The sequence below is a fragment of the Flavobacterium sp. FG139 genome, from assembly GCF_057809695.1.
The window spans coordinates 14,260-37,171 of sequence record NZ_JBMDKL010000004.1; the positions used below are offsets into that span (position 1 = coordinate 14,260).

22 protein-coding genes and 4 tRNA genes are annotated in these 22,912 nt (G+C 34.9%); 2 read left to right on the plus strand and 24 right to left on the minus strand.

The window, feature by feature from the left end; genetic code table 11:
* Positions 1-219: 219 nt before the first annotated feature.
* The 18 genes from rplL to ACODSI_RS04440 form a co-directional block, all read right to left on the minus strand.
* A complete protein-coding gene (rplL, locus tag ACODSI_RS04355; RefSeq protein WP_333601479.1) occupies positions 220-591 on the minus strand; it encodes a 50S ribosomal protein L7/L12 in 372 nt (123 codons plus the stop codon).
* Positions 592-645: 54 nt separating this feature from the next.
* Positions 646-1,149, minus strand: a complete 504-nt coding sequence (gene rplJ, locus ACODSI_RS04360) for a 50S ribosomal protein L10 (protein WP_488915629.1) — start codon at positions 1,147-1,149, stop codon at positions 646-648.
* Between the two features lie 23 nt (positions 1,150-1,172).
* Positions 1,173-1,862 (minus strand): 50S ribosomal protein L1, encoded by a 690-nt coding sequence (gene rplA, locus ACODSI_RS04365; RefSeq protein ID WP_488915630.1) that lies wholly within the window; start codon positions 1,860-1,862, stop codon positions 1,173-1,175.
* Positions 1,863-1,870: 8 nt separating this feature from the next.
* Positions 1,871-2,311: a 50S ribosomal protein L11 gene (gene rplK, locus ACODSI_RS04370; RefSeq protein WP_344815213.1), complete on the minus strand. Its 441-nt coding sequence runs from the start codon at positions 2,309-2,311 to the stop codon at positions 1,871-1,873.
* 68 nt (positions 2,312-2,379) lie between these two features.
* On the minus strand, positions 2,380-2,931 hold the full coding sequence (nusG, locus tag ACODSI_RS04375) for a transcription termination/antitermination protein NusG (RefSeq protein ID WP_488915631.1): 552 nt from the start codon (positions 2,929-2,931) through the stop codon (positions 2,380-2,382).
* A gap of 10 nt (positions 2,932-2,941) precedes the next feature.
* Positions 2,942-3,139, minus strand: a complete 198-nt coding sequence (gene secE / locus ACODSI_RS04380; protein WP_488915632.1) for a preprotein translocase subunit SecE — start codon at positions 3,137-3,139, stop codon at positions 2,942-2,944.
* 19 nt (positions 3,140-3,158) lie between these two features.
* Positions 3,159-3,229: transfer RNA gene (locus tag ACODSI_RS04385), tRNA-Trp, on the minus strand.
* Between the two features lie 57 nt (positions 3,230-3,286).
* On the minus strand, positions 3,287-4,474 hold the full coding sequence (gene tuf, locus ACODSI_RS04390; protein ID WP_488915633.1) for an elongation factor Tu: 1,188 nt from the start codon (positions 4,472-4,474) through the stop codon (positions 3,287-3,289).
* A 58-nt stretch (positions 4,475-4,532) separates the two neighbouring features.
* Positions 4,533-4,604: transfer RNA gene (locus ACODSI_RS04395), tRNA-Thr, on the minus strand.
* Positions 4,605-4,760: 156 nt separating this feature from the next.
* Positions 4,761-4,842, minus strand: a tRNA-Tyr gene (locus ACODSI_RS04400).
* 28 nt (positions 4,843-4,870) lie between these two features.
* Positions 4,871-4,944: transfer RNA gene (locus ACODSI_RS04405), tRNA-Thr, on the minus strand.
* Positions 4,945-5,034: 90 nt separating this feature from the next.
* On the minus strand, positions 5,035-5,337 hold the full coding sequence (gene hpf / locus ACODSI_RS04410; RefSeq protein WP_488915634.1) for a ribosome hibernation-promoting factor, HPF/YfiA family: 303 nt from the start codon (positions 5,335-5,337) through the stop codon (positions 5,035-5,037).
* A 30-nt stretch (positions 5,338-5,367) separates the two neighbouring features.
* Complete coding sequence (locus tag ACODSI_RS04415) at positions 5,368-6,261, minus strand: tyrosine-type recombinase/integrase (protein WP_488915635.1); 894 nt, start codon at positions 6,259-6,261, stop codon at positions 5,368-5,370.
* Positions 6,262-6,345: 84 nt separating this feature from the next.
* Positions 6,346-6,540 carry a 30S ribosomal protein S21 gene (gene rpsU, locus ACODSI_RS04420; protein WP_488915636.1) on the minus strand — a complete coding sequence of 65 codons (195 nt, stop codon included), beginning with the start codon at positions 6,538-6,540 and terminating at the stop codon, positions 6,346-6,348.
* A 74-nt stretch (positions 6,541-6,614) separates the two neighbouring features.
* Entirely contained in the window at positions 6,615-7,784 is a 1,170-nt protein-coding gene (locus ACODSI_RS04425) for an acyl-CoA dehydrogenase family protein (RefSeq protein ID WP_488915637.1), read from the minus strand.
* Between the two features lie 26 nt (positions 7,785-7,810).
* A complete protein-coding gene (locus ACODSI_RS04430) occupies positions 7,811-8,707 on the minus strand; it encodes a helix-hairpin-helix domain-containing protein (RefSeq protein WP_488915638.1) in 897 nt (298 codons plus the stop codon).
* A gap of 34 nt (positions 8,708-8,741) precedes the next feature.
* The gene (locus ACODSI_RS04435; RefSeq protein WP_488915639.1) at positions 8,742-8,963 is read right to left on the minus strand and encodes a PspC domain-containing protein; all 222 of its coding nucleotides are present in this window, start codon (positions 8,961-8,963) and stop codon (positions 8,742-8,744) included.
* Positions 8,960-10,234, minus strand: a complete 1,275-nt coding sequence (locus tag ACODSI_RS04440) for a DUF2851 family protein (protein WP_488915640.1) — start codon at positions 10,232-10,234, stop codon at positions 8,960-8,962. The genes ACODSI_RS04435 and ACODSI_RS04440 overlap by 4 nt, the downstream gene beginning before the upstream one ends.
* A gap of 91 nt (positions 10,235-10,325) precedes the next feature.
* On the opposite strand from ACODSI_RS04440, the gene ACODSI_RS04445 reads away from it, so the two are divergent.
* Complete coding sequence (locus tag ACODSI_RS04445; protein ID WP_488915641.1) at positions 10,326-11,975, plus strand: GLPGLI family protein; 1,650 nt, start codon at positions 10,326-10,328, stop codon at positions 11,973-11,975.
* A gap of 57 nt (positions 11,976-12,032) precedes the next feature.
* Here the strand turns inward: ACODSI_RS04445 and ACODSI_RS04450 are convergent, their stop codons facing one another.
* The 4 genes from ACODSI_RS04450 to ACODSI_RS04465 form a co-directional block, all read right to left on the minus strand.
* Positions 12,033-13,394: a pyridoxal-phosphate dependent enzyme gene (locus tag ACODSI_RS04450; RefSeq protein ID WP_488915642.1), complete on the minus strand. Its 1,362-nt coding sequence runs from the start codon at positions 13,392-13,394 to the stop codon at positions 12,033-12,035.
* A gap of 201 nt (positions 13,395-13,595) precedes the next feature.
* Complete coding sequence (locus ACODSI_RS04455; RefSeq protein ID WP_488915643.1) at positions 13,596-15,566, minus strand: putative porin; 1,971 nt, start codon at positions 15,564-15,566, stop codon at positions 13,596-13,598.
* A gap of 126 nt (positions 15,567-15,692) precedes the next feature.
* Positions 15,693-17,318: a SusD/RagB family nutrient-binding outer membrane lipoprotein gene (locus tag ACODSI_RS04460; RefSeq protein WP_488915644.1), complete on the minus strand. Its 1,626-nt coding sequence runs from the start codon at positions 17,316-17,318 to the stop codon at positions 15,693-15,695.
* 14 nt (positions 17,319-17,332) lie between these two features.
* On the minus strand, positions 17,333-20,542 hold the full coding sequence (locus ACODSI_RS04465) for a SusC/RagA family TonB-linked outer membrane protein (protein WP_488915645.1): 3,210 nt from the start codon (positions 20,540-20,542) through the stop codon (positions 17,333-17,335).
* Positions 20,543-20,741: 199 nt separating this feature from the next.
* On the opposite strand from ACODSI_RS04465, the gene rnhB reads away from it, so the two are divergent.
* The gene (rnhB, locus tag ACODSI_RS04470; protein WP_488915646.1) at positions 20,742-21,341 is read left to right on the plus strand and encodes a ribonuclease HII; all 600 of its coding nucleotides are present in this window, start codon (positions 20,742-20,744) and stop codon (positions 21,339-21,341) included.
* Between the two features lie 26 nt (positions 21,342-21,367).
* Here the strand turns inward: rnhB and lipB are convergent, their stop codons facing one another.
* Both lipB and ACODSI_RS04480 read right to left on the minus strand, forming a co-directional pair.
* On the minus strand, positions 21,368-22,069 hold the full coding sequence (gene lipB, locus ACODSI_RS04475; protein ID WP_488915647.1) for a lipoyl(octanoyl) transferase LipB: 702 nt from the start codon (positions 22,067-22,069) through the stop codon (positions 21,368-21,370).
* 2 nt (positions 22,070-22,071) lie between these two features.
* Positions 22,072-22,875: a hypothetical protein gene (locus ACODSI_RS04480; protein WP_488915648.1), complete on the minus strand. Its 804-nt coding sequence runs from the start codon at positions 22,873-22,875 to the stop codon at positions 22,072-22,074.
* Positions 22,876-22,912 lie beyond the last annotated feature (37 nt).

The following is a 22,912-nucleotide window of genomic DNA, read 5'->3' on the forward strand; positions in this document are numbered from 1 at the left end:
GTAATTGTTTTTTGTAATGTATACTTTCTTTTACGATCAATACATCTTTAAAATTGCACCAGTATCTATACAATTCTTTCTTCGTATTGACTAAAAGTTTTTCGTATTTTAAACTCCTAAAGATAAATTTTGGAGTATAATTTTATTATACGAAAAATGGTTTAGGCCATTGAGCGGTTAAACTCAAGACCTAAACCTTGTTCTAAAACTATGTAAGAGTTATTTTAACTCAACAACAGCTCCAGCTTCTTCTAAAGATTTTTTCAAACCTTCAGCTTCTGCTTTAGTAACTCCTTCTTTAATGTTAGCAGGAGCACCGTCTACCATATCTTTAGCTTCTTTCAATCCTAAACCAGTTAATTCTTTAACCGCTTTAACAACTGCTAATTTAGAAGCACCAGCATCTTTTAATACTACAGTGAATTCTGTTTGCTCTTCAGCAGCACCAGCATCTCCACCACCAGCAGCAACTACTACAGCTGCAGCAGCAGGCTCGATACCATACTCATCTTTTAATATTGTAGCTAAATCGTTAACTTCTTTAACCGTTAAGTTAACTAATTGTTCTGCGAATTGTTTCAAATCTGCCATTTTTTCTATCGTTTAAAATGTTTTTAAATTTATTTTTGTTTATTCGTGCGCGAATTATTCTGCAGCAGCTTCACCTTTTTGTTCAGCATTGTTTAATAAAGCTGAAATGATGCGTTTAGCAGGAGATTGAAGTAATCCGATGATTTCTCCAATAACTTCTTCTTTAGATTTCAATGAAGCTAAGCTATCTAAAAGGTTATCTCCGATGTAAATTTCACCGTTGATGTAAGCACCTTTAAAAGCAGGCTTTTCTGATTTCTTACGGAATTCTTTAATGATTTTTGCTGGTGCATTAGCGATATCTGCAATTAAAACGGAAGAATTTCCTTTTAATACAGAGGCTAAATCGCCATAATCGTTTGCAGAAGCTTCCATTGCTTTTTCAAGCAAAGTATTTTTAACCACTTCCAATTTAATACCAGCTTTAAAACAAGCTCTTCTTAAATTTGATGTTGTTTCAGCATTTAATCCAGAAGTATCTGCAATGTAAATGATATTACTTTCAGCCAACTTTGCAGTTAAATCTTCTATCGCGATTGATTTTTCTTCTCTAGTCATAATAAAATTTGTTTAACTACCAATTATACCGCTTTAGGATCTAAAGCAATAGCAGGACTCATAGTACTAGACAAGTGAATTGACTTGATGTAAGTACCTTTCGCTGCAGTTGGTTTTAATTTAATTAATGTTTGAATAATTTCGTGAGCGTTGTCAACAAGTTTGTCAGCTTCAAAAGAAACTCTTCCAATTCCTGCATGAACGATACCTGTTTTATCAACTTTAAAGTCGATTTTACCAGCTTTTACCTCAGCAACTGCTTTACCAATTTCCATAGTAACAGTTCCAGTTTTTGGGTTTGGCATTAAACCTCTAGGACCTAATACACGTCCTAACGGACCTAATTTACCCATAATAGCTGGCATCGTGATGATTACATCAACATCTGTCCAACCATCTTTAATTTTTTGAAGGTAATCGTCTAATCCAACATAGTCAGCTCCAGCAGCTTTCGCTTCTGCTTCTTTATCTGGAGTAACCAAAGCCAAAACTTTAGTATCTTTTCCAGTTCCATGAGGAAGAGTTACAACACCTCTTACCATTTGATTTGCTTTTCTAGGATCAACTCCAAGTTTAACAGCAATATCTACAGACTCATCAAATTTTGCTGAAGCAACAACTTTCAATAAAGATGAAGCATCTTTTAAAGAATATAATTTGTTTTTTTCAATTTTTGAAGCAGCCTCTTTTTGTTTTTTTGTCAATTTTGCCATTTCTTACCTTATTTTAGAGGAGAATCTCCAGTTACAGTTATACCCATAGATCTAGCTGTTCCAGCAATCATGCTCATCGCTTTTTCAATTGTGAAAGCATTTAAATCAACCATCTTGTCTTCAGCAATAGCCTTAATTTGATCCCAAGTTACATTTGCAACTTTTTTTCTATTAGGCTGGCCTGAACCAGATTTTAATTTAGCAGCATCCAATAATTGAATAGCAGCAGGTGGAGTTTTAACAACAAAATCGAATGATTTGTCTTTATACACGGTAATTTGTACCGGTAATACTTTGCCAGGTTGATCTTGGGTTCTAGCATTAAATTGCTTACAGAATTCCATGATGTTAACACCAGCAGCTCCCAGAGCAGGTCCAACCGGTGGCGATGGGTTCGCAGCACCTCCCTTAACTTGTAGTTTAACTACTTTACTAATCTCTTTAGCCATTGTTTAAAAATTTAACACATCATCATTGGAAGCGATTGATGTGGATTTAATTATGTATGTAACAAATATTATACTTTTTCAACTTGCATAAAACTCAATTCTAATGGCGTTTTTCTTCCGAAAATTTTCACCATAACTTCAAGTTTACGCTTTTCTTCATTGATTTTCTCAATAGTTCCGTTGAAACCATTGAAAGGACCATCAATAACCTTAACTGTTTCATTAATTTTGTAAGGAATAGCTTGGGTATCTACATTAACAGCCAATTCATCAACTTTTCCTAACATTCTATTTACTTCAGATAGTCTTAAAGGCACAGGATCACCACCTTTAACTTCACCTAAAAACCCAATAACACCTGTTATCGATTTGATAATATGTGGAATTTCACCCGTAAGATTAGCTTCAATCATTACATAGCCTGGAAAATAAACTTTATCTTTAGATATTTTCTTACCGTCACGAACTTGAACAACTTTTTCTGTCGGGACAAGAACCTGAGAGATGTAATCACTCATGCCGAGTCTGCTGATTTCAGTTTCAATATAGGCCTTAACCTTATTTTCCTGACCGCTCACAGCTCTTACAACATACCACTTTTTCACACTATTATCTGCCATGGTAAAAATATTATCCTTTTATCAATTTGAAAAAACCAGCAATTGCTCTTGAACAAAGCTCATCAACTCCCCATGTTGCCATAGCAAATATGATAGAAAAAAGAGCAACAACAATTGTTAATCTTTGTACTTCAGCCCACTCTGGCCAAGTAACATTTGACTTTAACTCTTCAAATGCTTCTGAAAAATAATTTAATACTTTTGACATAATAATGTATTTATTTTTGCACGGGCGGAGGGATTCGAACCCCCATCAACGGTTTTGGAGACCGCTATTCTACCCTTGAACTACGCCCGTTTATTAAAAACCAGTGTTGTTAAAAAAACAACACTGGCTCTTTATCTAATTTGATAATTATTCTACGATTTCAGTTACTTGACCAGCACCAACTGTTCTACCACCTTCACGGATAGCAAAACGTAAACCTACGTTCATTGCGATTGGGCTTAATAAAGCTACATCAATTGTTAAGTTATCACCTGGCATTACCATCTCTACACCTGCTGGTAAAGAAATAACTCCTGTTACGTCAGTTGTACGTACGTAAAACTGTGGACGGTAGTTATTGTGGAATGGCGTGTGACGACCACCTTCTTCTTTTTTCAAGATATAAACCTCTGCTTTGAATTTAGCGTGTGGTTTAACAGATCCTGGCTTAACAATTACCATTCCTCTTTTGATATCTTCTTTAGCAACACCTCTTAACAAGATACCTGCATTATCTCCAGCCTCACCTCTATCAAGGATTTGACGGAACATTTCGATACCTGTAATAGTTGAAGTTAATTTTTCAGCACCCATACCAATGATTTCTACTGGATCTCCTGTATTACAAACTCCAGTTTCGATACGACCTGTAGCAACAGTTCCACGACCTGTAATTGTAAACACATCCTCAACCGGCATTAGGAAAGGTTTTTCTGTATCACGAATTGGCTCTTCAATCCAGTTATCAACAGCTTCCATTAATTCAATAATTTTTGGAACCCAAACTGGATCATTATTCAATCCACCTAAAGCAGAACCCTGAACAACAGGACCATTATCTCCATCATATTCGTAGAATGATAATAAATCTCTGATTTCCATTTCTACTAATTCTAATAATTCCGCATCATCAACCATATCCACTTTATTCATGAATACAACGATTCTTGGAATACCTACTTGACGCCCTAAAAGGATGTGCTCACGTGTTTGTGGCATTGGACCATCTGTTGCAGCAACAACAAGGATAGCACCATCCATTTGAGCAGCACCTGTAACCATGTTCTTAACGTAATCCGCGTGACCTGGACAGTCTACGTGCGCATAGTGACGGTTAGCAGTTTCATATTCAACGTGAGACGTATTAATTGTAATACCTCTTTCTTTTTCTTCAGGTGCATTATCAATTTGATCAAATGATTTTGCTTGACAGTAACCAGCATCAGATAATACTTTTGTGATTGCTGCTGTTAAAGTTGTTTTACCGTGATCCACGTGTCCGATCGTACCAATATTTAAGTGTGGTTTCGAACGGTTAAAGGTTTCTTTTGCCATTTTACTTAATTTTTAATCTTAGTTATATATTTATTAGTGTTCAAATTTTCAAATTTTGAGCCAACTACGGGAATTGAACCCGTGACCTCTTCCTTACCAAGGAAGCACTCTACCCCTGAGCTAAGTCGGCAAGGAATTCTGACTTTAGCACAACCTTCAAAAGAACCACTTTCAGGATTACCTCGCTGTGCTTCGGTGATCCGCAAGGGTGGCTCCTTACGAAAATTTTGCTTTTCGCACATTTACAAAAGCAAACTTTTGAAAAGTACTCCAATCAAAACTTTTGTGGGGAGAGCAGGATTCGAACCTGCGAAGACGTAGTCAGCGGATTTACAGTCCGCCCTCGTTGGCCGCTTGAGTATCTCCCCAAACCATTATTATTCAATACCTTAAAAGAGCCGGCGGAGGGACTCGAACCCACGACCTGCTGATTACAAATCAGCTGCTCTAGCCAACTGAGCTACGCTGGCATATTCAATAAAAAAAGTCCGCTATTTCTAACGGACTGCAAATGTAGGCATTTTATTTTTTAATCAAAATATTTTTTGTAAAAAATTTTATTAAATGTGCGTTCTAGTTTTTTCTTTTCTTTTTACCAATAATCTTTCTAATGATTCTGCTGATAATTCAACTGCTTCTTCAAAAGTTTTACATTGTTTTTTCACTAGAAAATCATCGCCAGGAACCAAAATTTTTATCTCAACAATTTTATTTTCTTTGTCACTCGTGTTTTCAACTTTCAAAAAAACGTCAGCAGAAACAATTTTATCGTAATACTTTTCTAATTTATCCATTCTTTGTTGAACAAAATCAACCAATTTTCTGTCAACTGTAAAATTTACTGCATTTACATTTACCTTCATAATTTTTATATTAATGGTTACACTTGAGAACTATTTCTGATTTCTAGGATGTGCATCTCCATATACTTTTTTAAGTTCTGCCAAACTATTATGAGTGTAGACTTGTGTTGAGGCCAAACTAGAATGTCCTAAAAGTTCTTTAACTGAATTTAGATCGGCTCCGTTGTTTAATAAATGAGTTGCAAACGTATGACGCAATATATGCGGACTCTTTTTTACCTTCTCGGAGACATTACTAAAGTAATAATTTATTAAACGATAAACAAACGAATCATTCAATTTAACGCCTTTTAACATTAAAAAAAAATAATCCACATCTTTAATTTGCTCTATTTGAACTCGTTCAGACAAATACAAACTAATCTGTTTAGAAATAATTGGCAATATTGGAACAATACGCTCCTTATTTCTTTTTCCTAAAACCTTGATTGTATTATTCGACAAATCAATGTTTTGCATTTTCAAATTAATTAATTCGGTTCTTCTTATACCAGTGGTATAAAACAAATCAATAATCAATTTATCCCGAATTCCATCAAATCCATCAGGGTAATTAATATGATTTAACACTTTATCCAATTCTTTTTCCGAAAAAGGAATTTGAATTTTTTTAGGGGTTTTTAACGACTTGTGCTTTAGTAATGGACTGGACTCTATTTGCTTTATCTTAAGCAAAAACTTATAAAAGGATTTCAACGAAGATATTTTACGATTTATAGAACTGTTTGAAACGCCATTGTCAACCATTAAAACAATCCAACTCCGAATCATGCTATAATTTACTACTTCCAAACCTTCGTGATCAAAATCGTTTTTGAGAAATTCCTGAAAGAACAATAAATCCTTTACATAATTATTTACGGTATGTATCGAATAGTTTTTTTCGAGTTGAAGATATTCTTGAAATGCTTTAAGATTGTTCATATAAGTTAACAGCAATAAAAAACCGCCATCAACAAAGTTATAAAACTTTATGGACTGGCGGTTATATTTTAATTCAAAAAAATACTAGCTCTCTAATGAGTCTCTTAGGTTTTGAATATACGCTGCTTTTTGAACTTGAGCTCTTCTGGTTACAGATGGCTTAGTGAACGCTTGACGTGCTCTTAACTGACGAACAGTTCCTGTTTTGTCAAATTTTCTTTTATAGCGCTTTAATGCTCTATCGATATTTTCTCCGTCTTTAATTGGTATAATTAACATAATCTAGACACCTCCTCTCATTTAGTGGGTGCAAAAGTAATAATAATTTCGAATTATCAATTATGAATCATCAATTATTTTACTGCGGGTTGATAATTCTGTTTATCAATAATCATTTTGGATAAAATTTCTCTCAAAATCTCAGAAGTTCCTCCGCCAATAGGCCCCAAACGACTGTCTCTTAATAATCGTGCCATTGGATAATCTTCCATATACCCATAGCCTCCTAGCATTTGTAAACAACTATATATGGCTTCATCGGCTACTTTAGTTGATTTTAATTTGGCCATAGTCGCTTCTTTAACCACGTACTCTCCTTGATTCAATCGGGCGACCGCAGCATAATTGAATATTTTACAATGCTCCACTTCTGTAGCATGGTCTACCATAGTATGTCGTAATGCTTGAAATTTATTAATAGTGGTACCGAATGCCTCTCGTTTCGACATATAATCAACCGCGTATTCGATAGCGTATTCGGCTCTAGCATGGGCGTTGATAGCCATAATCAAACGTTCTAAAGCAAAATGTTGCATAATGTAAGGAAAGCCCTTTCCTTCTTCACCCATTAGATTTTCTACAGGTATTTCTACATTGTCAAAAGCAATTTCGGCCGTGTCAGAAGCTCTCCAACCTAGTTTATCCAATTTAGTCGCAGAGATTCCTTTTGAATTAGTATTCATCAAAAAGATGCTAATTCCTTTATTTCCTAATTCTGGACTTGTTTTAGCAGCCAGCACATAATAATCGGCATAAACACCATTGGTGATGAATGTTTTAGATCCATTAATGATATACTTATCACCTTTTTTTACAGCTGTGGTGCGCATTCCCGCTACATCACTTCCTCCAAAAGGTTCCGTAATACACAACCCACCTATTTTATCCCCAGAAATACTTGGCGCTAAATACTCTTGTTTGATTCGCTCATCACCTTCTGCATTCAAATGCGTCATGGCTAAATAGGCGTGTGCCCACATGGCCGCCGCAAATCCAGAAGAATTTATTTTTTGAAGTTCTTCTAAAAAAATCACGGTATAAAACAAATCGAGATTCAAGCCACCATAAGCCTCAGGATATGCAATTCCAAAAAAACCCATCTCACCAAATTTCTTCCAAATAAATCGCTCAATGGTTCCGGTTTTTTCCCATTTTTCGATATGTGGCACAACTTCTTTTTGCAAAAAATCTTTCAGACTTTTTCTAAACAATTCGTGCTCTTCAGTAAAATATATAGAATTCATATACAAGCCTTTTTTAGGTTATTATTTTAGAATTCCAAATATAAGGCAATTATTTTTATTTTATCAACAGGAAAACCCTTTATTTTTGACAAATCCTCAATTTTCACATCCCCATTCATACTTCTATACGTAACAATATTCTTAGAAATAGGATATCTGAAATATGGAAATTGTCCTAACTCTTTGATTGACGCATTATTTATATTGATTTTATTAGGCTTTGGCGGATTTGCTATTTTAAAATCTTGATTAAGTTTACCAACTACTTCGGGCGATAAACCCCAAACATCATCCATTTGTTCCATAGAGACAAAAGCTCCTAAAAGTTCTCTTTGTTTTAAAATTCTGTCAGAAATGGCATCGCCTATTCCGTATACTTTCATCAAATCTTCTTTGGTAGCTTGATTGATGTCGAGAACTTTCATCTTTTCTTTCTTTGGAAACTCTTTCCAATTGGATTTCTTAAATGAATTTTGATAATCTCCAGCTTTTTGTTTGTTCACCCAATCTGGAAATTTGAAATAGGGTGAGATTGCATTAAGTAATGAATCGGAAATACCAGTAACTTTTTGAAATTCTTCTGCCGAATTCGCAAATTTTCCTTTTTTTCTGTATGCTAACAAACGATCTATTTGTTCCAAAGTCATTCCGAGTTTATAGCCTTTAGCATCGGTAATAAAATTAGGATTGAACGGATACATTTGATACACCGCTTTGGGCTTTTCAGATTTCAACGAATCAATTTCGTTCTGAACAGACAACCATTGTTGTTCTTCTGATGTAGGCTTGGATTTTGAAGTCAAGTCAAGCGTAGAACTTGCAATTTGTATTCCTACAATGATTATGAATAATGCAAGTAATCCTTTTCGTTGGCTTTTAGAAAAATGTAAAAATGACTGATGGTTTTGATTGGCTTTTGACATGGTATTTTGGCGTATAGAGTGAAAGTTGTTTATGTCATAAGTCGAAAACGGAGGTTCGCTTGGCCCGAATCAAATCTTTTAATTTAATCCAAAAGGCAAGCGTGAGGTAAAACCCAAATCCGAGTCCGACCGTTACAAAGGAAATATAGATAAAAAATAAACGCACATTAGTAGCGCGCATACCCAATTTATCGGCTAATCGTGACGAAACGTGAAATCCGTGTTTTTCAAAAAAATAGCGAATATTGGTAATCATATGGTATCGTTTAATAATTCTAATCCGATGGCGCAGTGCAAACATTTTTTATGATTGCAGTAGTCATTTTTAAGCTGTAATAAAGATTGCGTTTGAAAAGCGTTTTTAGATGGAATACCAAAAGTACTAAACTTTTCAATAATGCTATTTTTCTCAGGTGATAATTTTGACAAAAGATTCATCAATTGTTCTATATTATCCTTTCCGAGACTCGTGGCGTAAGCAAACTGAATTGGAATTATGGTATTGATAGTAATCAAATCAATAAATGCTTTTGAAGTGGTCTTATCTTTTCTAGGGCTTACTTTGTCAAAATTGTAATGTATTTTCCAATAATCACTTACCGATACTGTAAATATTTGATAGATATCATCTAAATTCTTAACTCCTATTACCAATGAAAATAAATTTCGATGCACGTGATACAGCATTGCCAATTGCGCTATCCGGATCGTAGGAAAATTATCGGGTCGGTGCTTAAAAAACTGAATCGGTTCTAATATTGGCTTGGTCAGTTTATATTTAACTACAATATAATCGTACCACGATTTTAGTTCTAGTGAATAAGCCTCTTCTAAAACTTCTGGAAACATATTGGCTTGACCAAAAAGTATGGCTTCAAGGTATTTGACTTCTAATGCTTCTTTTCGAATGAGAGAAAACGAAATGGATTGCGCTACTTTGAAGAACATTTCTCCATTGGTATTCAATCCGAAGTTTTTGGCCAGCATACCAAACAATACAGACTCCCAATCATTTTCGGTTTCTTGTAATAATTGTTGTATGAACTGTGATTTGCGTTCGAGTCGTTCAAAAAACAATCGTTCTTGCCAATTAGACCACACAAAATTCGTTGTTTCTTTAATTTGATTTTCACAAAATATCCATGTTTTCTGAGCACTTAACTCATAATATTTCTGAAGTGCTTCTTTTGACACATATTTTTTTAGTTCTAAAACTGGAATTTCAGAATTGTCTTTCCTGAATATAGGAGTATCGTGTTCCCAAACCACATGAAGAATTACATTGTTGTAATTGGCATCTTTCTCGTGATGGTGCACATACCAATCGGAGGATTTCACATGGATTTCTATGTTACCAGCCCATTTTTGATTGGCAATAACAATTTGCGCATTAAAAAAATCAGGACCGGCTTGTTGAAGGTATTGTCCGAAGTTGAGAATTGACAACAACTCGTTGTTTGTGGTTTTTAAATTGGTAACATCCAATTTCTTATACAACCAAATGTAGTGTAGAAAATCTTCTTTCATAAATAATATCGGTATGGCTTAGATGATACTAAAATAATAAAAATTTCAATATCCCATCAAAATTTTATATTTGTAAAACAAAAAACACACTATGAAAACTTCTCTTTTGCTAATACTATTGGGTTTTACACTGCATTCCTTCGGGCAAGCTCAATACAAAATTACTTACACCCGAACCTCTAACGGTACATTGGTTGAAAATCAAGATCCTATTTTAGTATTTTCTAGCGAAGAGCAATCTGTAATTTCATCGGTTGCCATAGAAAATGGGAAAGCTGTATTTCCGTATGAACAAACTCTAATTAAAGGCAACGATTACTTACTTTCAGCACATTTGAATGCAAACAAAACCATTGCAACCAAAGACAGTACAACAATTGCGAAACAAAATTTTGAATTCTTACCCGAGACTCGAAAAATATTAGGATATACTTGCAAAAAAGCCAAAACCATCATCAATTCCAATACTATTGAAATTTGGTATACCACCGACTTAAAAGTAAAAGGCGCACCATCAGTATTAGGATGCACCTTAGGATTGGTTTTAGAAACGGTTCGTAACGGCAATTTTGTGGTTGCTGCAACCAAGGTAGAAAAAGTAAAACAAGTGCCTGTTCTAAAAATAGAGCAAACAAAAACAACTGATTTATTAACCTATCGCGATGTACTTTGGAAAAGTCGATTTACAACAATTTCAATCTTTAAAGACGAAATCATTAATTTCTCTGATGCTTCAAAATCGAATGACAGCATCATGCGATTTGCCAACGGAACCATTATCGTAAAAAAAGTAAAAATTCCGCTAATTGCCACAGGAAGTCAAGTGTTTATTGAGGTTACTGAGCAATCAAATGGTGATGCTTACGATAGAACAGGTTCAGTTTTTGTAATTCCGACAACTAAAAAAACAACTTTTTTAGACGGATTGCAAAATGGCGTGAAAACCTTACCGCTTTTTGAAAATGGAAATGGAAAATCATACCAAGGTATTACTGCTACTGACGAATATTCGCCACTTGTGGAGTTAATGCGCTTTTTTACTCCGTTTGGAATCAAGCAATACAATACCATTCAACTGAAAGACAAGACTTGGGAAGAAAAAGTAAGTTACCGTCAAGACATTTCTGAATTAACTGCTTCCCTAAATAATCAAGAAATTTACATCGGAACTTTTATTGGCAACTATGACAAAGGTGGCCATAAAGTGAGTGTAAACCTCACTATTCATCCTGAGGAAAATGCGGTTGGTAAATCTTCGCAAGTAATTCCGCTGTTCAATACGACTAATGTGATGGAAATGGCCGGACAAGAATATGGCACTTTATTCAATTCGGAGAAAGGATTGACGGTTACTTTTACTTTAGAGAAAGATTTGAAAAATGCCAAATTGCGTTACATCTCAACGGGTCATGGAGGTTGGGAAAATGGTGATGAATTTGTACCGAAGAAAAACACGGTTTATCTAGATGAAAAAGAAGTTTTTCATTTTACACCTTGGCGAGAAGATTGTGGCTCGTACCGACTGTACAATCCAGCTTCTGGCAATTTTCCAAACGGATTGTCATCATCTGATTACAGTCGTTCCAATTGGTGCCCAGGAATGGCTACAAATCCAGTGTATATTGACCTAGGCGATATAAAAGCCGGAATGCATACGGTGCAAGTAAAAATTCCACAAGGCGCTCCAGAAGGCACTAGTTTTAGCGCATGGAATGTTTCGGGAGTATTGATTGGAAATTAGACCAAATAAAAAAGAGTCAAGAAACTATCTTGACTCTTTTTTTCTATATACTATATCTTACTTAATAGAACCAATGATGTCGTATTTCGTAATGATGTGGTGCTTTCCATTTCCTAAATCAACCAAAACGGCTTGATTGTCTTTGGTAAATAATTTAGAAACTTCTTCAATTAAAGTACCTGCTTTAACAATTGGATAAGGTTTTCCCATCACCTCTTTAATGGGTTTGTCGGCTACATTTTTATCAGCTACATAACTTTGAAACAAATCCGATTCGTCTACCGAACCTACAAAACCATTGATGTCAATAACTGGGATTTGAGAGATTTTGTATTTTCTCATTCTATCGATAGCATGCGATACTAATTCTTCGGTACGCACTACTACTAATGATTTGTCTAAATGATCTTTGATTACGTCTTCTGCTTTGGTTACTTCTTCTTCTAAGAAACCGCGTTCACGCATCCAATCGTCGTTGAACATTTTGCCCACATATCGACTACCTGAATCGTGGAATAACACCACCACCACATCGTCTTTAGTGAAATGCTCTTTCAACTGATGCAATCCTTTGATACACGAACCCGCGGAATTTCCAACGAAGATTCCTTCTTCTAGGGCAATTTTACGCGTATAAACGGCTGCATCTTTATCGGTAACTTTGGTAAAGCCATCAATGATCGAAAAATCAACATTTTTAGGAAGAATGTCTTCTCCGATTCCTTCGGTGATGTAGGAATAAATTTCGTTTTCGTCGAAGATACCTGTTTCGTGGTATTTTTTAAAAACCGAACCGTAGGTATCGATTCCCCAGACTTTAATATTTGGATTTTTCTCTTTTAAATATTTACCGATACCCGAAATGGTGCCACCTGTTCCTACTCCAACCACAAAATGTGTGATTTTACCATCGGTTTGCTCCCAAATTTCAGGGCCCGTTTGTTCGTAGTTGGCTTGAGCATTACTTGGATTATCATATTGATTAACGTACCATCCGTTTGGTGTTTCTTCTGCCAATCGTTTAGAAACCGAATAATATGAACGTGGATCGGTTGGTTCTACATCGGTTGGACATACTACAACCTTAGCGCCTACCGCACGAAGAATATCCATTTTTTCTTTGGATTGTTTGTCGGAGATTACGCAAATTAGTTTGTATCCTTTTACGATTGCGGCTAAAGCCAAACCCATTCCGGTATTTCCAGAAGTTCCTTCAATGATGGTTCCGCCTGGTTTCAATCTTCCGTCTGCTTCGGCATCTTCTACCATTTTAAGAGCCATACGGTCTTTGGTAGAATTTCCCGGATTGAAGGTCTCTACTTTAGCCAATACTAAAGCGTCAATTCCTTCTACCACTTTGTTTAGTTTCACTAAAGGCGTATTTCCAATAGTTCCTAATATGTTTTCTGAGTAGTTCATTTTTATTTGTTTGTGAGGACAAAGATATTGATTAAAAAAACGTTTTCCAATACTACAAATTTAGTGTAAATGGATAGCACACTAACCCTGATGGAAGTGGCATCCTTTTTTGAAAGAAAGGCTTCAATTAAGCGCTTTAGCTGTCAAAAAAGATAGAACGAACAGTAGGAAAACGGAAAGCAAAGAGGCGCAAGCGATTCGTTACTGAAAGAAATTCCAAACCAAACCAAATCGAATCATAAAATCGTGGTACGGCAAATTGGGTGCCGAATAGTATTTATTTCCCGTAAAGCTTGAATTAAAATGTTCTGCTTTAAGGTAAATTCGGGTTTGCTTTACACGCGCATTGATGAAGAAATCGAGCATTGGGAAAGCGCCAATTTGTTGCTTTTTTTGCACAAAAAATTCGGCTAAAACAGGATTATAATCATCGGCATAATATTTGGTGAAATAGTTTATTGTGATACCTGTTTGAAGAAACATGGCTTTTTTAAACACTTCATCAGAATAATAGAGGGTATTTCGCAAGGTTACTTGAGGCACATTCAAAATAGTATCGGTTTGCGATACTTTTTGATATAGAAAAGTATTGTCTAAAGCCCATTTTTTGTATTTGAATTCTCTGGCTATTTTCAAAGAAATGTAATTGAGCGTACCCGAAAATTGTTTTGGGGTAACGTATTGCTGATATACACCCGTGGTATCATTACTGAAATACAAATGATCTTTGAGTGTTGATAATTGCAGCGACGCGGTGACATATTGCGTATTGGCAGTAACAACGATATTATTAATTTTTTCATTGTTAAAATCGTTATTCCAATTGTATCGGTCATAACTGCTTTGATTTAAGTTATAATTATGATTAGGCAGTTTACTGATGTTCTGATATTGAAATGACAGGCTATTTTTAGGATTTATGGTGTAAGTTAGATTGGCATCAAAATTACGCATCGGTTGCGTAGAGATGGAGTTAGAAAGCATTGCAGTTCCATTCCATTTATTCTTTCGGTAATCGTATTGCCCACCAATAGTATTGATGGTTGCTTTAAGTTGTGTTGGATAGGTTACACTTGTGGTGATTCCTGATGCAATTGTTGTTACTGTTCTTTCGGTATTGTAATGATATTTGTAATTGAAATTCTCTATAAAAAACTGAAACTTACCTATGGTTTTATTTTCATAAACCAAGCCTACTTTGTTGTAAAGTCGGTCGTAAATGGTTTGATCAATTATTTTAGAAGGTACCCATGATTTTCCAAAACGTTGAAAAGAGCTGCCAGAAGTTCCGATAGCAGAGTTTAAAGTAACTTGATTGAATTCGAAAAATTTATGTTCAAAATTCAGTTGGTGTAACACAAATAGGTTGTTCTCAGTATCTTTGGAATTGACTCTGAAGTTGTGATTTATAAAAAACCGTTTCCCTTTCATAAAGGTTTTAGCATCTGTTAAATACACTTGCAATCTTGGACGGTTTTTAAATGCCGGATCACCATCTTCAAAATCTTGTGGTGTGGTCAAGCCACCATTCTCCCCATTCAACAAATCTTGACCAGTATAATGAAAATCGATAGTATACCTTTTATCTAAAGTAAAATAACTACTTGTAAATCTGAAATTACCCGTACTAGACAATTGATTAATGTATTTTCCTAAGGAACGAAGACCTTTAAAAGCAATTGAAAAATTAAAATTTTTAGCCGTATTTAAGGTAATGAATGCATCTACATTTTGGCCTTGTTCCATAACTGTTTTAAAATACAACTCCGTTAATGGCGTTGCTACAGAATAGTACTTAATATCATTTACTTCTTGGTATGCAAAATGCTTTCCTTTAAAACCAAATTCAGGAAAAGAATTGAATTTAGTTAATCCAAAATTTAGTGTGGTATACGTTTGACCTTCGTTAGGAAAAGGCATCAAACCAAAAAGATCTTTTCTTAAATAATTGTAATCGTATTCTTTTTTAATAGAAAGAGTGGTATCAACAAAGGTCGTATCGCGTTGTAATGTTATTATTTTATAGGAAGAAATCGGTGCTTTTTTAGCTTGCTCTTTAGCCCGTTCTGCCGCTGTTTTCACAAAACTTTTGCGTTGTCCATCCTTTCCTTTTTCTTGAGAAAAAAGAAAAAAAGTGGAACACAACAAGAAAAATGTAAGTAGTACTTTCATAACAAATTGAAAGCAACAAAAATAAGTATTTGTAAATTAAATAACCTAATGGATACTCATAATTAAATCCAAAAAAAAAGACCGCCATAAATGACGGTCTTTATTTATATAATAATAACTAAATTATTAGTTTGCACCAGCAACCCAGAAAGGTGTGTGAGAGTTTACTGAAAAACAATCAGCTGCTGTTACATTAGGTACGTTTGCACTGTTAGCTACATATTCAGAAACTGGATAAACCAAACGGTAAGGTTTGCGAGTTTGAATAGCTGTAGTTGAAAGTGGAGTAACTGGATATCCTGTTCTTACATAATCAATATATGATTGAATAGCATTGTATCCAATTAAAGCAACCCATTTTTGGTACATGATAGCATGTAATTTCTCATTTTGAGTAGTAGATGCAGTCAAACCAAAGTTTGGTTTAGTATTGATTGTAGTTAAGTATGACCCTAAAGTTGCATTTCTCATAGCAAAGTTGTCAGTAACACCTTCGTCAAACCAGTATTGCTCATTAGAGAATAAAGATGGGTATCTAACAGCAGCTTCAGCTTGTAAGAAACAAGACTCAGAATAGGTCATTACAAAACCATCAACAGCAAAATAACTTGGTAAAGTACCATCAGATTGACCATAAGGATTGAATTGACCAGCTAAACCTAAACGACATGGTAAACCAACAGTGAAAGGATTAGGACCAACGTCTACATTAGTAGAACCTTGAGTAACACCACGTCTTTGAGTTGCACCAGAACCAGCAGTGTACAAACGAGCTGAACGTGGATCTGTTACGTTAGCATAGTTGATACCTGAACCAGGCACAATTTCATAAGAAGCACCTGTTGGCCAGTTAGTAGTTGCATAAGACTGTAACGCTTTGTAAGCGTGACCTGTCATAGTAATGAAAGTTCTGTTTTGTAATAAATTACCCGCAACATCATAACAGTAAGTTGCGAAAGCAGGATTACCTTGATCATCAGTTGCAGAACTGAATCCAGGATTAATTGCTACGTTATCAGATAAGAAAGGACCTGCAGCGATATCAGCGATTTTAGTATCTCTGAAAGTAGCTTTAGCACCAGTAACTTCAGACATACGTAAACACATTCTCAATTGAATAGTGTTAGCAAATTCTGTCCAACGAGTCATATCACCACCCAACATTACATCATAAGGAGTAATGTCTTCAGCAGTAGCACCAGCGTTGTTGATTAAATTTCTTGCAGATTCTAACTCACCAATTAAAGCTTGGTAAATTGCATAATCATCATCATAAGCAGGCGTTAAATTTGCATTACCTTGCCAAGCTTGAGAATAAGGAGCATCACCATATAAATCAACAATACATTCCATATAGTGTGCTTTACAAATTTTAGCAGCAGCTACATATAAATCGTATTGTCCATTAGGATTAGGGTATTTGATAATTGCATCAAAGTTCATGATATTTCTATACAAACCATCCCAGATAGTCGCATAAAAACCATTATCAAGGTTTAATTGTAATTCTTTATCAAATCCATTTCCATAAGACTGAACGTTTCTTGTCCAAGAGTTCATGAAAACATTTCCTAGTTGATTCATTGAACCCACTTGAACTCTATAAGTCGAAACTTGTGCACCTGGTAATAACTTATTAGGTGTAGCCTTATCAAAAGTTAAGGTGTTTGGACTATCGTTGATATCCAAATAATTATCGCACGAGAAAAAAGCAAAAGCTAGAATCGGTACTAAAAATTTTAATTTTTTCATTTTCATAATTTTTTTTAGAATGTTAAGTTAACTGTAAATCCTAATGTTCTAGTTGTTGGGTATTGACCAATGTTGATAATACCTTGAGCATTTCCAGTTGTATTAGCAGCCTCAGGATCAGCATAACCATGGTTTTCAATTCCATGTTTAGCTTTCAATAATTTTCCATCAGCCAAGAAAACGAATGGATTTCTTGCATTAACACCAATTCTGAAAGATTCTAAACCAGCACCTTCGATCATTTTCTTAGGTAACGCATAGCTTAAAGATAACTCTCTAATTTTTAAAGCAGAAGCATCAATAACGTTAGCTTCACCAACTGCTCTATGAGTAGTTGTAAAGTAGTTAAGAGTACCAGCATAATCTCCAGTTAAAGCAGGAGTTGTATTAACTGCACCAGTACCAGTTACACCAGGGAAAACATACCCTTGAGTTCTGTCGAAGTTAGCTGTTTCTAAATCACCTCCTGTAAACAACAAGATGTTTTTAGCAAAAGAGTAAGCCGAAGCACCCATTCTTAAATCAGCAACCGCTGTTAATTTGAATCCTTTGTACTCAAAAGAGTTAGTGAATCCAATGATATAATCTGGCACACCTTTACCTAATTTTTGGAAAGTAGAAGATCTTTGTGGAAGACCATTTGCATCAACAATAACATTACCGTTAGCATCTCTTACAAAGGCAGTACCTTTAATTAAAGGAAATTCTTCACCTACTTCAGCAAAAATACCTACTTGTGAATTAGATTGTAAGTTTACACTTGACGATCCATCTGCTAATTTGATTACTTTAGTTTTGTAAGTAGAGTAACTAGCTCTCATGTCCCATTTGAAACTATTCGTTTTGATTGGAGTAACTCCTAAATCAATTTCAAAACCTTTGTTTTCTAACTCACCAACGTTTGTTAAAACAGAAGTATTACCTGAAGCTGAAGAAGCAGTTGCTCTTGTAATCAAATCTTTAGTATTTGCTTTATAAACAGATCCTTCTAAAGTAATTCTGTCTTTAAAGAATCCTAATTGACCACCAAACTCAAGAGTGTTAACAAACTCAGGTTTGATTCCAGAATAAGTCGGAGTAAAATTGTAAGCTAAAGCAGCAATATTTCCGAATGGGAATCCTTGTGGAATTCTTGTTAAGTTATTGATATCATATGGAGACACTGCAGAGGTATTACCTACAGAAGTATATGATAAATTTAATTTAGCATAGTTCAATACTTTGTTCGCTTTTAACGCATCAATCGCTTTAGTTGGAATAAACGAAACCCCAACAGATGGATAGAAGTATGAATTTTTAACGAATGAAGTCTGTTCAATACGACCTGTTGCATTCAAGAATAAGTAATCTTTATAAGCCAAGTCAGCATTTGCAAAACCAGCCACTATTCTAGAACGAACCGTTCTATTATTATAGCCAAGTGCGATAAGCCCTGCAGGAGTTGCTGGATTAAGAACGTTACTGATGTTATAGAAACCAGGTACGTCTAAATTTGTTCCTCCTTGAGACATTTCTCTAAACATTCTATCTTGAACGTTGTTACCAACGTTTAATTTCAAGTTAATATCTTTAGTTAAATCATAGTTAAAGTTAATCAACAAATCTCCATAGATATTTCTTGTAGCAGATTGGTTAGCATAGTACTGAGAAGTAATTGGCTGACCACCCAAATCTTGATATGTATTATCAGTTGCACCATAGTAAGTATATGGAGCCATAGAATATAAATAATCAGGATTACTGAATGCATCAATATGGTTTTGATACTCTGTATTTCTTACTTGCACGTTAGCAGTGTAAGTTACATTGATGTGTTTGTTAAAATCATACCCTAATGTTAAAATACCATTCATGATATTTGAAGCATTATCAGTTCTGTTGTGATTGATTGTCCAGTATGGTGAAGTTGTATACACTGACCAGTGGTGCTCATTCAAACCTGAATTAAATCTTTCAACTGGAATATTGATAGCTGTTTGCAACAAATCATCAAACAAATCACTACTAGTTTCAGATGTTTTTTGAGTAATATAGTTAACGTTACCATCAATACTAAATTTACCAACTTTTTTACCTGCTTTGAACAAGAAAGAGTTTCTAACTAATTTATCATCTTGTACAACGAAATCAGTTGATTGTCTATTGATTGCCAAGAAAGCATATGAATCTGGACCACCTACATTAAAGTTGAAACCATTTTGATAAATAGTACCCGTTTTAAAGAATTTTTTAATATTATCTTTAATAGGCTCCCATTTAGTTGTTAAAAATTGACCATCAGCTTGAGGCAATCCTTCAGGAATGTAAGCCGGCATGTTTGGGTTACTAAACGCAGGACCCCAAGAACCATTTTCCCATGGCACAAATCCTGTTGACAAACCACCAGAAGTAGGAATACCAGGACCTTCAAACCCAGGAGCATTATCAGTTGCCCAACCTTGACCATATGAGCTTTGTCTTTTTGGCACAAAAGAAACTGATTCAAAATCTACCGATGAATTGTACCCAAAAGTAAATTTATCTTTCTTAGATCCTTTTTTAGTAGTCACGATGATTACACCATTTACCCCTTGTGAACCGTACAATGCAGCACCTTGAGCACCTTTGATAATGTTAACATTTTCAATTACATCTGGAGGCAATTGCCCTAAAACAGTTGCACTAGAAATAGCCCCATCAACAACAATAAGCGCTTGGTTATCCCCAGTAATTGTTCTATTTCCTCTAAGTACAATTCTTGTACTTGCAGAAACACCATTACTAGTAGTACTCACTTGTAATCCAGACACTTTTCCAGCCAAAGACTGAATCGCATTAGGGTTAGAAGCCTGAGTCAACTCTTTGTTACCAATTTGCTTTTGTGCAGAAACAACAGCATCTTTATTTCTTTTGATGTTCATCGCTCCGATTACAACCTCACTCAAAACTTGAGGAGCCTCACTTAAAGTTACATTGTAATTGTTAGCTGAACCTACAGTGATGCTTTTGCTATCGTACCCTGTAAAAGATACTACAAGAACATCTCCTGCTTTTGCTTTGATGGAAAACTTACCATCCATGTCTGTTGAAACACCACCTTTTGTTCCTTTAATAACAACATTGGCAGCCGGTAAAGGTAGTTTACCATCAGTAACCGTACCTGTTACAGTTTTCTCTTGTGCAAACGAAAACTGCATTGATAACGCTATTAAAAGCGTAAAAATCCATTTGAACTTCGATCTCATATTAAATTTATTTGAGTTAGTTATTCCGCAAACTTCTTAATAATTTCTTAAATAAACAAATAATACTTCGGAATATTACAATTTATTTTTGTTAAAATTTTTTGGATGTTTACTAACATTGTGGTTGCAACACATAAGTATGATGCAGAAAAATGTAAAAGGTTGCGTTAAAATTTATATTTTTATCAAAATTAATTTTATGTTAAAATTAAGATATTCAGAATTTGATTTAGAATGTGGTACCGACGAAGCCGGAAGAGGCTGTTTGGCCGGACCTGTTACTGCAGCAGCCATACTACTGCCTGAAAACTTTGAATTGGAGTTATTAAATGATTCCAAGCAATTATCAGAAAAAGTTAGAGAACAACTAAAACCTTTATTGGAAGAAAAAGCCATTTCGTTTTCTGTAACCCATCTCAGCCCATTAATTATTGATGAGATAAACATTTTAAACGCCTCAATTAAGGCTATGCAAGAGTGCATTGTTAAACTAAACCCAACTCCTAATTATATAATAGTAGATGGAAATCGTTTTAAACCTGTAAACCATATTCCTTATAGCACTATTGTAAAAGGAGATGCTAAATACATGAGTATTGCTGCCGCTTCTGTTTTAGCAAAAACGTATCGTGATGAATACATGAATACCATACATGAAGAATTTCCGATGTACAATTGGAAAAAAAACAAAGGCTACCCAACGCAAGAACATCGCGAAGCGATACGAAAATACGGCACCACAAAATACCACCGAATGAGCTTTCGGTTGTTGCCTGAACAATTAAAATTGGATCTGTAAAAACTCGAAAAATTTACCTTTATACTTTAGTACACAAAAGTAGATTCAAACAAAGCCGAAAAGTGCTTTATAATTTTTGCTTTCACTTCGTCTTCATTTACATAATCAACTCTAAGCTCTACATGTAATGAAGTTACGGCCTTTCCTTTAATTCCACAAGGAATAATATTATCGAAATATCCTAAATTAGCATTAACATTAAGTGCAAATCCGTGCATGGTCACCCAACGAGAAGCTCGAACACCCATCGCACATATTTTTCGAGCAAAAGGAGTTCCAACATCAAGCCATACTCCTGTTTCGCCTTCACTACGCACTCCTACTACATTGTACTCGGCTAAGGTCAGAATTATAGCTTCTTCCAAAAACCGCAAATACTTGTGAATATCCGTAAAGAAATTTTCTAAATCAAGAATGGGATAACCAACAATTTGACCGGGACCATGATAGGTAATATCACCTCCTCTATTGATCTTGTAAAATGTCGCTCCTTTGTCCTCCAATTGTTTTTCTGACAACAGTAAATTAGAGATGTCACCGCTTTTTCCTAAAGTATATACATGAGGATGTTCTACAAAAAGAAAATAATTTGGCGTTTCTAATTGAGTTTCATCTTTTCGATTTTGAATTTTGACATCCACAATTTTCTTAAACAATTCTTCTTGATAATCCCAAACATCTTTGTAATCTCTATTGCCTAAATCTTGAAACTGGATTTTTTTGTTCATTTTTATTTAAATACTACTTCAAAATTTAACTTATCAGGATTTTCCATATAATCTTTCAACGGATACTCTATAGTGACGGTTTTTCTGTCTTCACTAAAAAGCGCATTGGGAACAGAAATTGATTTTACCGCTTTTGGAAATTCATACACCACTTTAAAGTTGGACTGACCATAAACCATTTCCAAGGACTCTTTTATTTTGGATGCTTCCGAATCTTCATCTGCTTCTGCAACAGCTACCTCTTTTTTCAACTCTTTTTTAGCAACTATTTTCTTGAATGACTTTCCATCATATAGAAATTTAATTGAAGTGTTGTCTTCTGGAAAACCCGAATCTTTTCCCGATAATTTTTTTCCTCCTCCAGGCACCATTGATTTCATAGACTGAACCGGATTCATAACGTCTTGCAATTCTGTAATGGAATTAAAATCGGTAAACATCGAATAATTCATGATCCCTTTTTCTTCATTCATAACCATATGAACACTAAAGCGTTCCATCTTTTTGATTTTCTCTTGTTCTTCTGGAGACAACTTCGCAATACTGTCTTTTTTACTCGCTAACAACTGTTTAAAAGTAAACGTACTATCAATGTCTTTACTCTTCTTTTTAGAATCCCCACTTTTAGCATCATCATTGGATTGCGATTTCATAGCACCACCCATCATCGACATCATTTGAGACCCGTCAATATCGTATGAGAATTTACCCGAACCTTTTTCGTTCAGAATCATTTTTTCAGTAATTGTGCAACTCGAAATAGTGCATACAAAAAGTATCGTCGAAAGTAATTTTATAATTCTCATATCTTTTAAAATTTTGTCAAATATACAAAAAGTATAT